Source organism: Cohnella sp. SGD-V74, from assembly GCF_003001675.1.
Lineage (GTDB): Bacteria > Bacillota > Bacilli > Paenibacillales > Paenibacillaceae > Cohnella.
On record NZ_PVYW01000010.1, the window covers coordinates 11,434 to 25,043 of the forward strand.

At 54.1% G+C, this 13,610-nt stretch carries 10 protein-coding genes and 1 pseudogene; 5 read left to right on the top strand and 6 right to left on the bottom strand.

Annotation, left to right across the window (positions count from 1 at the left end; translation table 11 throughout):
* Positions 1-38: 38 nt before the first annotated feature.
* The 5 genes and pseudogenes from B0G52_RS15995 (at position 39) to B0G52_RS16015 (ending at position 5,880) form a co-directional block, all read left to right on the top strand.
* Positions 39-3,098 (top strand): S-layer homology domain-containing protein, encoded by a 3,060-nt coding sequence (locus B0G52_RS15995; protein ID WP_158223732.1) that lies wholly within the window; start codon positions 39-41, stop codon positions 3,096-3,098.
* Positions 3,099-3,321: 223 nt separating this feature from the next.
* A pseudogene (locus B0G52_RS16000) lies at positions 3,322-3,681 on the top strand (class B sortase); the annotation flags it as partial.
* 268 nt (positions 3,682-3,949) lie between these two features.
* Positions 3,950-4,135 (top strand): hypothetical protein, encoded by a 186-nt coding sequence (locus B0G52_RS16005; RefSeq protein ID WP_094046052.1) that lies wholly within the window; start codon positions 3,950-3,952, stop codon positions 4,133-4,135.
* Positions 4,136-4,137: 2 nt separating this feature from the next.
* Positions 4,138-4,506, top strand: a complete 369-nt coding sequence (locus B0G52_RS16010; protein WP_094046054.1) for a type II toxin-antitoxin system PemK/MazF family toxin — start codon at positions 4,138-4,140, stop codon at positions 4,504-4,506.
* A 264-nt stretch (positions 4,507-4,770) separates the two neighbouring features.
* Positions 4,771-5,880, top strand: coding sequence for a VanZ family protein (locus B0G52_RS16015; protein WP_094046056.1), 1,110 nt, complete (start codon positions 4,771-4,773; stop codon positions 5,878-5,880).
* A 316-nt stretch (positions 5,881-6,196) separates the two neighbouring features.
* Here the strand turns inward: B0G52_RS16015 and B0G52_RS16020 are convergent, their stop codons facing one another.
* The 6 genes from B0G52_RS16020 to B0G52_RS16045 form a co-directional block, all read right to left on the bottom strand.
* Positions 6,197-7,024, bottom strand: a complete 828-nt coding sequence (locus B0G52_RS16020; protein WP_094046058.1) for a formate/nitrite transporter family protein — start codon at positions 7,022-7,024, stop codon at positions 6,197-6,199.
* A gap of 41 nt (positions 7,025-7,065) precedes the next feature.
* The gene (gene nirD, locus B0G52_RS16025) at positions 7,066-7,389 is read right to left on the bottom strand and encodes a nitrite reductase small subunit NirD (RefSeq protein ID WP_094046060.1); all 324 of its coding nucleotides are present in this window, start codon (positions 7,387-7,389) and stop codon (positions 7,066-7,068) included.
* Between the two features lie 2 nt (positions 7,390-7,391).
* Positions 7,392-9,797 (bottom strand): nitrite reductase large subunit NirB, encoded by a 2,406-nt coding sequence (nirB, locus tag B0G52_RS16030; protein ID WP_094046062.1) that lies wholly within the window; start codon positions 9,795-9,797, stop codon positions 7,392-7,394.
* Positions 9,798-10,045: 248 nt separating this feature from the next.
* On the bottom strand, positions 10,046-10,921 hold the full coding sequence (locus B0G52_RS16035; RefSeq protein ID WP_094046064.1) for a carbohydrate ABC transporter permease: 876 nt from the start codon (positions 10,919-10,921) through the stop codon (positions 10,046-10,048).
* An 18-nt stretch (positions 10,922-10,939) separates the two neighbouring features.
* Positions 10,940-11,836: an ABC transporter permease gene (locus tag B0G52_RS16040; protein WP_094046066.1), complete on the bottom strand. Its 897-nt coding sequence runs from the start codon at positions 11,834-11,836 to the stop codon at positions 10,940-10,942.
* A gap of 70 nt (positions 11,837-11,906) precedes the next feature.
* On the bottom strand, positions 11,907-13,592 hold the full coding sequence (locus B0G52_RS16045) for an extracellular solute-binding protein (RefSeq protein WP_094046068.1): 1,686 nt from the start codon (positions 13,590-13,592) through the stop codon (positions 11,907-11,909).
* Positions 13,593-13,610 lie beyond the last annotated feature (18 nt).

The following is a 13,610-nucleotide window of genomic DNA, read 5'->3' on the forward strand; positions in this document are numbered from 1 at the left end:
ACGAGAATGACAACACAATAGGCAACGTGGCGGTTTATATGCGAGGCCGTGCGGATCAAGCCCGCTTTGACTTCGGCGGAACGGCCTATGTATACGATAATCTGAATGCGCAAGGAAATCAGCGCAATGTATATTTGAAAAACAAGGCCGATAACGGATCTTACCAAGCTGCATATCTAACCTTGACCCGCGAGATGGAAGCCGGAGCGAAGGTCGGAGTTTATGCCGGCATTATGCCGGATGAAGTTACGTACCCGACAATTGAGATTGCACGAGGCGGAAGCGGTTATCAGGCATCAGTGACGGATGCAGTTTATTTCTCGGCCGACATTAATACGACTGCGGCAGTTAAGCATGTCGTGGACGGATCGACTCCGAAAATCGTTCTGGAATACAGTATGCCTATAGCGCTTCAACTCGACGAACCGGAGGCAGGGCAGATCGTCGGAACGCAGCCGACCGTCAGCGGGACGGGAACGCCTGGCGTACGGGTGACGGTGACGCTGGTCAACATTGCAAACCCTTCTGAATCTATAGAAGAAGAAGTCACGATCCAAGGGGATGGCACCTGGGAGTTTACTCCTTCTACGAAGCTGCCGTCCGGAGACTATACGCTCAGAGTAACGGCCTCCGATGGCACTGTCTCGGCAGGGCCGGAGATTAGAGCGATTACCGTAGTAGACAAGGCGGATCTGGAAGCGAAAGTGGCGGAGATCAACGGGACTCTGTCCGCAGCCGATTATACGCCGGAAACCTGGTCCGCGCTGCAGGACGAATTATCGGATGCGCTGGGCACGCTTGTCAATGGCGGCGCCACGCAAGCGGATGTGGATCAAGCTCTGAATGACTTGATTGCCAAGGTTGCGGCATTGCGGACGCCTGCTCCGACGACGGTGACGTTGTTCCAATCGGAAACCGATGGAAATCGGATCGTTCTGCTGTTCGATCAGGAAGTTGAACTAACGGATTTGACAGATTTTACGGTGACCGTAGACGATGATGCCACTACGCCGTCCGGGTGGTCGATCGACCCTTCGGATAAGAAGAGGCTTGTGTTAACGTTGCCTTCGGCAACGGACGTCGGGGATAAAACGGTCAAAGTCAAATATGACGGCAACGGCAATTTGACAAGCGTAGACCATGTGCCTGTCGTCGACTTCGAGAAGACGGCGCTGGACCCGTTCTCCTCGGCGCTCAGAATTACGACACCAAGCGCGGCAACGGTCTCCGTGCCGAGACCGGCAATCGCGGGTACGGCGGAGGCAGGTTCGACGGTGACGGTCGTCATTAAGGACGGAGCCGGCTATGAATTGTCCACTGTCGTAACCGCGGATGCGGACGGCCGCTGGTCGTTCACGCCTAGCGAGGACCTGGCCGATGGCAGCTATACAATTGAAGCGACGGCTGCGAAGGGCGGCCAGAGCTTTACCGTTTCCAAGCCGCTCGCTGTCGATACAACGGAACGTCCTGGTTTGTCGGCACTCCAATTGAACAGCTGGAACGGAACGCCGATCGGCGTGTCCCCGGTTTTCGACAGCGGTACGTATAAGTATTCGGCTTCCGTTGCGAACAGCGTGTACGGCGTGACGCTGGAATCGCTGGCGCTCTTCCCTGGATCGACGATTCAGGTGTCCGTGAACGGCGGAACGCCGCAGACGGTTGACAGCGGTACGGCCAGCGGCTTGCTGCCGCTGAATGTCGGCGCGAATACGATTATCGTCAAGGTTACCGACGATAAAGGCAACGAAACCGAATACGAAATCACCGTAACGCGAGCGGGCAGCGGCAGCTCGGGCGGCGGTTCCGGCAGCGGAGGAACGCCTTCGCAGCCCGAAGACAAATCGGGCATCCAGACTTCCGTGAACGATAAGGATGAGCCGTTTGCGACAGGAACGGTAACCGATAACGGAGGCCGTTCGACTACGGCCGTGCAAGTCGATCCCGACAAACTGAAGGAGAAGCTGGCGCAAGGCAGCGGACAGAAGCTGAAAATCCACTCTCCGAACGAAGGAGACGTGAAGGTAGACGGCCTGACCGCGGCGGACGTGAAGCAAATCGCGGACAAAGGCGCGAGCCTGGAGATCAGCAACCCGCTGGCCATCTACCCGGTTCCTGGCGGCAAGATGGATTTGAGCGGCGTATCCGGTCAACTGGGCAATGCGGCGTTGGGCGACATTGCGGTGCATATCGACATCAAGCGCTCGCCGGAGGCGCTGATCAACAACGCGCAGAGCCAAGCGGCTTCCAAAGGCTACGAGCTGCTCGTGCCTCCGGTCGATCTGGATCTTACGTTTACCAGCGGAGGCAAGACGGTTCGTTCGGAACAATTGAACGGCTATGCGCCGAAGTATATCGCCCTGCCGGAAGGCATCGATCCGAATCGGATTACGACCGGCGTGATCGTCAATCCGGACGGCAGCGCGTTCCACGTGCCGACCGTCGTGACGAAGATCGACAGTCGTTACTATGCGTTGATTAACGACCTGCGCAGCAGCGGTTCCTACTCGGTCATCTGGAATCCGCAGGATTTCGACGATGTGAGAACTCACTGGGGCAAGGCGGACGTGAACAACATCGCTGCAAGACTTAGTCTCGCCGGCAACGGGGACAATACGTTCTCGCCGGACCGCAACGTAACGCGTTCCGAGTTCTCGGAGATCGTCGTCGTCGGTCTGGGTCTGATGCGCCAGAGCGCGCCTCAGAATCAGTTCCCCGATGTCCCGGCTCTGGCTTGGTACCGCAATTCCGTCGCGATAGCCAACGAATTCGATATTGTCCGAGGCTACAACGACGGCAACTTCTACGGAACCCGTCAGATTACGAGAGAGCAAGGCTTTGCCATGATCGCCCGGGCTCTTCGCCTGATTAATCCGCAGGCTTCGCTCAGCGAACAGCGCATTGGCGAACTGCTGTCGAAATACGAAGACGCGGCCAACGTTTCCGCGTGGGCAAGGGAAGACGCGGCGCAGCTGATTGCAGCCGGAATCGTGCAAGGCAACGGAGCGGACACGCTCAAGCCGAAGACCAACATGACTCGCGCCGAAGTAACGGCCTTGATCGCAAGACTGCTCAAAACAACCGAACTGATCGACAAGTAAGCGCGCAATTTCTATGTCCCCCAACAACCATTGCCGACTATCCAGTCGTCGATGGTTGTTTTTTTGCGTTTGCAGCACAATCCGCAAACAAGAGATCGTTAAGCCGATGACCTCTCTTTTCGCGAGGAACTTGTTTAGTTTTTGTCCAGATGGCGGTGCTAGACTGGAAGCGAAATGAGGAATAATGTCGTTTCTTGTCGTTTTTTAGATCTAATTTCAAGCATACGGCCATAACATGAAGAGCGGCATGATGTTTGCGGACTTGCTGAATTACAAAAAAGAGAGCTACTATAAGGAGCATCCGACGGTTCGGTTCGACACGCTTTACGAGAAGGCGGAATACGAGATCGTGGCCGTTATTCTCTCGGAGGTCTATCGCAAATCGGACGACGTCTTTAAGTACTATCAGGTGGAAAAGACCGGATCGCCCGCCGAGTTCGATGCCTATGTCCGCAACATTAAAAAGCTCGCTCTCTATGATACGGGCGTGACCGCCCAGTACGGCGATCGGCTTATTGTTCTATCAACCTGCGAATACTCTACCGAAAACGGTCGGCTAGCGGTAGTCGCTCGCAAGCTTTAAGGGCTCCTGAATAATTTCCGTTTTGGGATTGGGACCGTCGGTATAGAAGCCGCTTGAAGAAACAATGCCACCAATTCCAGATAAATGCTAATATATGCTATTCGTACAAACAATTAGTTCGTGATAGTTTTGTAGAAATCTAGTTTTACTAAGCGAAAAATGCTATAATATGTATATTGAAGATTCAGAAGATTTTTTTTTCATAGAACAGAATCTAACATACTCCGCAGTTGTAATCTTCTAGAATTAATTCTAGGAGGTGAATATTGTGGGTGACAAAGAGGAGGAAGAGGATATGACTCTGCTTACCCCGAAGGTAAAACGCGCAGGTTCGTTATCCAATCATCCAAATTTTAACAAGAAAGTGCCTCGCTTAAATGTAGTGGATGGTAAGGTACAGATCAATTCGGATGATCCGGAACAGCGTAAGTGGTTCGAGGAATTTAAAAAATAAAAATGAGCGTATCTGTCGGAGCGGTTTATTGGTTAGAAGTGACTTATCCAAGTACAGATGCAAGCGAAACTAGACCTGTTGCGATCATTGAAATTGATCATGGGATGCCTATATTTGTTACGTTTGTAGCGTTAACACATTCCAGAATTCAAGATTTCAATGGACGTTTTGATAAATGGAAAGTTCCACTTTTTAAGGGACGCGATGTGGGGTTAGGCGATCAATCCTTTGCGAAAGTAAATTGTATTGCCCAGGTCGATTCGACAGTTTTCCATGCTGAAAATTACATGGCAACACTCGATAAAATCGACCTCCATAATATCAGAAGAAAAGTGAAAGAATTTTTAGATTCTGGTGAAGAACCGTGGTAGGCAGGCTGCTTCTCAAGTGAGAAGTGGCCTTTTTTATATTCGGAAGTTCCTTCTTGAGGCCGCTGCGAACAAAACAGCCAAAGGAACGAATTTGGCCGCCATAATCGATCGACAAGTAAACAGCATCGCCCATAACGGCCATTGCCGACGATTCCCGTCGGCAGCGGCTGTTTTTATTGGCGGGAGTTGCAATAGCCCCTGAAAGTAAGGCATAATTTGGAAACGTGAGCCTGAGCGACATTTCTGACAGGGGATAGCTGAGCGATGCTGGATTTCTACTTGTTTCCGATTTCCTATGCGTTCTATACGTTTCCGATCGCGGCGGCGTTGTTCACTTTGCCGTTTCTGATCGTGCAATATCGGCGTCATGGTTACATCCATAAGTACAGGGCGCTGATTCTGTATTTGTTTTTGCTGTACCTGATGAACGCCTTCTACTTGATCATTCTTCCGCTGCCGGATTCGATTCACAATTCGCCGCCGAAGGCGGAGTCGTACGCGCAGTGGATTCCGTTCCATTTCGTTACGGACATCGTCAGGGAGACCGGGGCGAGATTGGACAGCCCGGCGACCTATGTGCGTCTTCTGACGGAGCGGGCCTTTCTCCAGGTCGTTTTTAACGTGCTGTTGACGGTTCCGTTCGGCATGTTCATGCGCCATTATTTCCGAACGCGCTGGGCGGCCTGCTTGCTGTGCACGGTGGGATTATCGCTGTTTTTCGAGATTACGCAGGTTACCGGAATTTACGGCATCTATGATTATCCGTACCGTCTGTTCGATGTGGACGACTTGATGATGAACGCGGTCGGGGGAATGATCGGCTTCGTATTCGCCGAGTGGCTCGGCAGGTGGCTGCCGCGGATCGACAAGCTGGATGAGCGCACCGACCTGTCCACGAGACGCGTTTCGTATACGCAGAGAGCGATTGCTTTCCTGTTCGATTGGGCGATTCTGCTTCCGCCGTTCGTCTTGCTGTCCGTCGCGCGGGTGCCGTATTCCTATGTTCTGATTGTCGTCGCATATTTTATCGTCGTTCCGTATTGGACCAACGGGTTGACTTTCGGCAAGTGGCTGGTGCGAATTCGCCTGAAGGGCCAGGGGGAGCGGCTTACTTGGGGGGAGTTGATCGCCAGGTACGGTCTTCTCTACCTGCTGGCAGGCGGGGCCAACGTCGCGTTCGTGCGGTCCGGCGCGCATTCGGTTTCCCCGATCGTCATGCTTCTGTTCGCGTTGGTTCTGTTCGTGTTCAATATGGCGATTGCCATTCACTTCTTGCGCTGTCTGTTCAATCGGAGCCGCAGACTCATTCATGAGGAGAAAAGCGGGACTACGCACGTCATTACGGCCAAGAGCGGCCAAGTTCGTACTAGATGATCGGTGAAAAAGAAGAGGCTGTTCCATAAGTAAACCGAGTCGTACCGAACGATTATCGATGGATGTAGGGTAATGGGCATCTATCTCCTTCCGATGCAAGATACCCCACAAAGTGACGTTAAGCTTCGAAGCTTATTCCGATTACTTTGCGGGGGCCCCAAAAGCGTGATCCTGAAATGGGAACGGTAAACCCGTTAAGCGGTGATTTCAGGAACGTATGAGGCAGTCTCCAGGAGATAGATGCCCTTCTTTTTCATCGATAATCTTGTACACCTTTACTTATGAGACAGTCCCGGTTCATCGAGAGCGAGATCGCTCACAGGTTCGCAGCTTTCTTCGGTTGACTTGGGGTATACTCAACAGCTTCGCTTTTTCGCACGGGAGATATTCTCCAATACGCCAAGCCTACGAATAGAATACCGCCGACCATATTGCCCAGCGTTACGGGGACCATGTTGTGCAGCCAGCCTGCCACAGTAACCGCTTCGGGATGCTGCGGCAGGATCAGCGCCACGCTCAGCAAGGTCATATTCGCCACGCTATGCTCGTAGCCGCTGGCAATAAAGGCGAATAAGCACCACCAGATGGCGAACATTTTAGCGCCTTCGCTTTTCAGCTTGATGCTCATCCAGACGGCAAGACAGACGAGCCAGTTGCAAAGAATGCCGCGAAAAAACAATTCCGAATACGGCGCGGTCATCTTTTTCGCTGCTGCCGTAAACACTAAGTGATCCGCGGGCACGGCATTGAACAGCCCCGAGCCTTTCACCAGCAAAGCGAATAGAACCGCCCCCGCCAGGTTGCCGATGAATACGATCAGCCAGTTGTTCAGCGTGTCTTTGACGGAGGTTCTGCCGGCCAGCGTACTGATCGTGAAAATCATGTTGTTCCCCGTAAACAATTCCGCTCCGGCAATGATGACCAAGGTCAAGGCAATGCCGAAGCTTGCCCCCATGACTAACGGCTGAAAGGGCGATCCGGATTGGGCGAGGGGGGCTCCTAACGTAAAGATGAGAATAATTCCGAAGCCAACGTAAGCCCCTGCCAGCATCGTCGCAATAAAATAGCCGAGCTTCTCTCGCTTCATATAATTCGCTTTGGCGACGCCGGCTTCCACAATCGCTTCCACATTTTGTTTGAACATCTCTATCTCCCTCCCGCGGGAAGACGCATCTCTTATTTGGCTTATACCAGCACGTAAACTTTGTTTTCTTCAACAAGGGTGTCGTACGTGGGCACGCAGCCATCGTCCGGTTCTTGAACTTTGCCGTCGATCAAAGACACTTTGTACTCGTGCAGCGGGCAGAAGACGTATTCGCCGGCTACGATGCCTTCGGCAAGCGGCCCTTGCTTGTGCGGGCAAACTCCGCCAATTGCTTTAACCCGATCGTCAGATAAGCGGAACACGGCGATTTTACGGCCTTCGACGACCACCTCGCGTCCGATGCGAGGCGGCAGTTCATCGAAGCATGCGACATACACCTTTTGTTTGATTTGAGTCGTTCCCATCCTTATCCTCTCCCTACTGTATAAAGCTCTTTTTCTTTATTCTCATTGTTGCGAACCTCGGTCCAAGGGTCTTTGCGTTTGCCGGCTACCGCTGCATCCAGCTCCGCCAGCAAAGCTCTGCTCTGCTCCGGATCGAGCAGCACCGATTTGACATGCTCGAAGCCAAGGCGCTCAAGCCAAGGGGCCGTGCGTTCGGCATAGTTGCCTGTCTTGCGGTAGTATTGCAGCATGGCGCCGCACAGGTCGATGACCTCCTGCTCCGTTTCGACCGTCGTCAGCAATTGCGCTTCCTTCACTTCCGTTCCGCCGTTCCCGCCGATGTAAATCTGGAAGCCGTTTTCCACGCCGATAACTCCGAAGTCTTTCACGCCGCTTTCCACGCAGCTGCGGGGACAAGCCGATACGCCCATTTTGAATTTGTGCGGGGTATCGATATATTCGTAGCGCTCCTCCAGCTTAATGCCGAGCCCCATCGAATCCTGCGTGCCGAAGCGGCAGAAGTTGGCGCCCACGCAGGTTTTGACGGAGCGAACGGCTTTGGCATAGGCCGAAGCGGAAGTCATATCGAGCTCTTCCCAAATGTGCGGAAGATCCTCTTTGTTCACGCCGTACAAGCCGATGCGCTGACTTCCCGTGACTTTGACAAGCGGCACATTGTACTTTTCCGCGACTTGGGCGATTTTCAGCAGCTGCTGCGGCGTCGTTTGGCCTCCTCTCATGCGAGGAATGACCGAGAAGCTGCCGTTCTTCTGAATGTTGCCGTGCATGCGTTCGTTGACGAAGCGCGACTCTTTCTCATCCTGATGCTCGTTCGGGAAGGTCACATTCAGGTAGAAATTGATCGCCGGGCGGCATTTCGAACAGCCCTCGGCATTGCGGAAGCCCAGCTCCCGGAATACGTCCTTCGATGTTGTCAGACCCTTCTCGTGAATTTGCAGCACGATGTCGTCCCTGGTCAGGTCGGTACAGCCGCAAATGCCCGTTGGCGCAAGCGTCACTTTGTCGCCCAGGACGTGAGTGAGCAGTTCGCCGATCATCGGCTTGCATTTGCCGCAGGAGTTGCCGGCTTTGGTGCAGCGGACAACATCGGCGACGGAGGTCAATTGCTGCGTATGGATCGCATTAACGATCGTTCCCTTCGTGATGCCGTTGCAGCCGCATACCGTATCGGCATCGTCCCACTGCGCTACGCTTTCGCTTGCCTCATCGTCGGCCGACGCCAGCAGCGTGACCGGATTCAAAGCGCTAATATCGGTCTCGTTCCGCAGCATTTTGTAATAGCGGTTTTCTTCGGACGTATCGCCGTACAGCACGATGCCGACAATATGACGATCTCGGATGAACAGCTTTTTGTAGCTGTTGTTCAAACCGTTATAAGCTTCAATGCCTTTCAAGTCGTCGCTCTCACGGATAATGCCCGCCGAGAACAGGTCGCAGCCGGACACTTTCAGCGAAGTAGATACCGTGCTGCCTTTATAGCCTTCCGTTGGGCGGTTGGTGAGCAGATCGGCCAGCGCTTTCCCTTGTTCGTACAGCGGAGCGACCAGACCGTAAACCATCTTGTTATGCTGGGCGCATTCCCCTACGGCATACACGTCAGCTGCGCTCGTGGCCATGAAATCGTCAACGACGATTCCGCGTTCGACATGCAGCCCCGCATCCTTGGCCAGCCCGGTTACCGGCCGAATGCCGACGGCCATAATGACCAGATCCGCTTCCAAGGTGCTGCCGTCGCTGAATTTGAGGCCTTCCGCTCTGTCCGTCCCAAGAATCCGCGTCGTTTTTTTCTCCATCAGAAATCGAATGCCTTGCTTTTCCAAATCCTTCTTCAGCAAATTTCCGGCAGGCTCGTTCAACTGCGTCTCCATCAGCCATTTCTCCAGATGGACGACCGTGACATCCATGCCCTGATCGATCAAGCCTTTGGCAGCTTCAAGTCCCAACAGGCCGCCGCCGATGACCGCAGCCCGCTTGTACCGCTTGGCCTGCTCGATCATTTGCAGCGTGTCGTCGATAGTGCGGAAGCCCAGCACGCCTTCCAGCTCCGCGCCCTCTATGGGCAGGATAAAGGATCTTGACCCTGTCGCGATAATACATTTGTCATAGCGGACGCGTTGACCGCCGGCCGTCAAGACTTGCTTGGCTTGCGGGTCCAATCGGATCGCCGGATCGTGATGAATGAGCGTAATGCCGTTATCCTCGTACCATTGCAGGGGATTCGTAATAATCTCATCCACCGTCATCTTTTTTTGCAATACGTTCGAGAGCATGATGCGATTGTAATTCGTATACGGCTCTTCGCCGATAATCGTAATCTCGTATTGATGGGGGGACCGCTCCAACATTTCTTCAATGGTTCTCACGCCGGCCATGCCGTTGCCGATCAGCAGCAGTTTCTCTCTAGTCATAGCGCTCCTCCTGTTGTGAAAATTTTCACTTATATATTGTGAATGTTTTCACTTTCCATGCCATCATCGTATCATGAAATCGGGATTTCGTGTATCAGGGAATTCCCTGATCATTTTTGTCGGTAATCCCGCAGATATGCGTGCGTTGGATCGTAGTGGCTTTATTTCGCGGGGGTTCTGAAGGGGATGCACGGTTCATAACGCCGCCTGTCCGGCCGCGAGAAGAGCGGCCGGACAGGCGGGCAAGCTTATTCCTTCACCGACCCCATCACGATGCCGTGGATGAAGAAGCGCTGAAGAAACGGGTAGACGACAAGAATCGGAAGCGAAGCCAGAATGATCTGCGCCGAGATCGCGGAACGGTTCGTCAGCGAGGCCATGACGGAATTCTGGTCGGCGTTCACAAGGTTGCGGGAAGCGAGCACGACGTGCAGATACGTCTGCAGCGGATAGTTCGACGTCTGGTTCATGTAGATCAGCCCGTCGAACCAGGAGTTCCAGTGGCCGACCACGCTGAACAGCGTGACGGTCGCGATGACCGGAAGCGACAGAGGAACGTAGATCCGCGTCATGATCGCCCATTGCGACGCTCCGTCGACGAGACAGGCTTCCTCCAACTCCTTGGGGAGCTGGCGCATGAAGTTGATCATCAGAATGACGTTAAATACCGGAACGGCTCCCGGCAAGACGAGCGCCCAAATCGTATCGATGAGGTTCAGTTCGTTGATAACCATGTAGGCCGGGATGAGTCCGCCGCTGAACAGCATCGTGAAGACGAGCGCCCAGATGTAGAAGTTGCGGCTTCGGAAATAACTGCTTTCCTTGGACAGCGGGTAAGCCATCATGACGGTCAGCATAAAATTGATCAAGCCGCCCAGCAGTACCCGCGTCATCGACACGCCGAACGCGTCCCAAAATTTATCCAACCGTAAAATGTTGGCGTAGGCGGTAAAGTTGAACTCGATCGGGAGCAGTCCGACGACATATTGGTTGGCCGGTCCTTCCCCGCTCAGGGAGACCATGGCGATATGCCAGATCGGGACGAGACAGAGCAGGGAGACGGCGGCCAGCAAGACGTAGTTCAAGAGGTCGAAAGCCTGGAAGCGTTGCAGGCGTATTCTCATATAGCGTCGCTCCGTCCTTTAGAAAATGCGGTAATTCGCGTAGCGGTAAGCCAGTCGATACGAGGTCACGATCAGCGCGAAGCCGATCAGCGACTTCATCAGTCCGATGGCGGTGGCCAGCCCGTACTGCGCCTGGATAAGGCCCATGCGGTAAATGTAAGTGTCGATAATGTCCGCGGTGCCGATGACCATCGGATTGTACAGATTGAAGATCTGGTCGAAGCCGGCGTTGAGCACGTTGCCGAGGCTTAGGGTGGACATCAGCACGACGACGGGCAGAATGCCAGGCAGCGTAATATAGACGATCCGCTGCCAACGGCTGGCTCCGTCTATCGAGGCTGCCTCGTACAGAGCGGGACTGATTCCCGTCAGCGCGGCCAGATAGACGATCGTCGAGAAGCCGAATTCCTTCCAGACGTCGGTCCCGATCAGCATGACCCGAAACCACGCTTCGTCTCCGAAGAAGAAGATCGGCTCGATGCCGAGCGAAGCGAGAATTTGATTAAACACGCCTCCGTTGATGGAGAGAACGTCGATCAGAATGCCGCCCAGGATAACCCAGGACATAAAGTGGGGCAAATACACGAGGCTTTGCACCGTACGCTTGAACCACATGATTCTGGCCTCGTTGAGCAGCAGAGCGAACGCGATCGGAACGATCAGCCCGGCGACGATTTTCATCAGCGAGATCTCGACCGTGTTGCGAATGGTCTGCATCGTGTCCGGAAGCTCGAACAGGAAGCGGACATGCTCCAGGCCGACCCATTCGGACTTGAAGAAGCCTTGCATCGGATTGAATTCCTGAAAGGCGATTACAATGCCGATCATCGGCAAATAGGCGAACAAAAGCAGGATCAGCATGCCCGGCGCCAGCAGCAGATGGAAGAACGTCCGGTCTTTTCTCGTTATCTTCATGATTCCATACCTCCGCTAGAGAGGCGCGGAACTTGGCCTTGTGAGGCGAAGCTCCGCGCTTTGACCCTTTTTACTTGGACGACGCCCAGGCGTTGACTTCCTCCGTGATGTCCTCTCCGCCGAGTTGATTCCACTGCTTGACGAACTTGTCGAACTCGTCGACTCCGGCGTTGCCCATAATGATCTTGGTGAACGTCTCGGACTCGATTTTGTTCAGGTTGGCAAGCCGTTTGACCATCGTATCGGTCGGTGCGCCGAGGAACGATTGATGAACGTAGTTTTCTCCATACTGCTCCAACACCGCTTCCGATTCGGACAAATATTTCATGAACGCCCAGCCGTTCGGCTCGTTGTTCTTGTAGGCGTCCCACTTCCATTGTCCATCGGGGTGGGTAACGAGCGATCCGTCATCCTTCTCCATGGCCGCTTTGAACTGCTTGCCGATGACCATGTTTTTGCCCGGATCGTCGAAGAAGTAAGGCTTGGCATATTGGTGAATTTCCTTGCCCTTGTATTTCTCGCTGCCCTGGATCTCCTTGTAAAACAGATCGTTGTATTTGCCGCCCTCGATCCACATTTCCGCCCACAGGTTCATCGACTTGATCAGCGCTTCGGGATGCTCCATATCCTTGCGCGCGACCATCCACGTGAAGACGTTCGTCTGCCGCTTCGGCACGACGGTTCCGTCCGCACCGACCGGAATCGGATAGGCTTTCCAATCGGAATCCGGCGTGTGCGTCAACGTCGTCGACAGCGGATACAGCGGCTGCCAGAACGCTCCGAAGTAGATGCCGCCCTTGCCTGCGCCGATGTCGTCGGCCGTCTTGCCCCAGTCCTTCGCTCCGAATTCGGGATCGATCGCCTTCGCTTTGTACAGCTCCTGCAGCTTGGCCAGCGCATCCTTCATTTCCGGCTGAACGCTGCCGTAGACCAGCTTGCCTTCGCTGTCTTTGACCCAAATTCCCTTGTAAGCCCGGAAGGCGGCGGATATGCCGTCGAAGCCCATGCCGAGCGCGTTGTCCAGCGCAATGCCGTAAGTGTCCGGCTTGCCGTTGCCGTCCGGGTCCTGCTGCGCGAAGGCGGTGGCGACGTTCACCAGCTCGTCGATCGTCTTCGGCGCCTGAAGGCTCAGCTTATCCAGCCAGTCTTGGCGGACGTACATGATGGACACGTTCTCGTAATAGTCGACCGGAACGGGCATGCCGTAGATTTTGCCGTTCAGGCTGGCGGCCTCGAAGCCTTCTCCGCTGCCGTATTCCATCGCTTGGCGAAGCAGCGGGGACGCGTACTTCTCGTAAACCTCTGTCAGGTCGGCCAGTTGTTCCTGCTTGATCATGCGGTGCAACTGGTTGAGATCGACCTTGGAGATGTCGGGAAGATTGTTCGTGTTGATGGACAGGTTCATTTTCTCCACGGTTTGGGAAGCGTCGGACACCCATTTGTTCACGAATTGAATGCCGAGGATATCCTTGTAGGTGCGAGTCATGATGTTGTCGTTGATGCTCTCTCCGTCCGCGAACAGGACGTTCGTTCCCGTCGAGCTGACGACCGATACTTCGATCGGAGGATCGAATTTGCCGAACGGGTCCTCGCCTGCCTGCTGCGATTGCTCCGCGCTTGGGGAAGCGCTTCCGGTTTGCGCCGGCGCGGATGGCTCCGCGGAGGGACTGTTTTCCTTTTGCGAACAAGCGGTAGAGAATACGAGAAGGAATGCCAGCAATGCCGTTGCCGTTCCGCGAATTTTTTGTCCTTTCATACCGTTACCTCCATCATG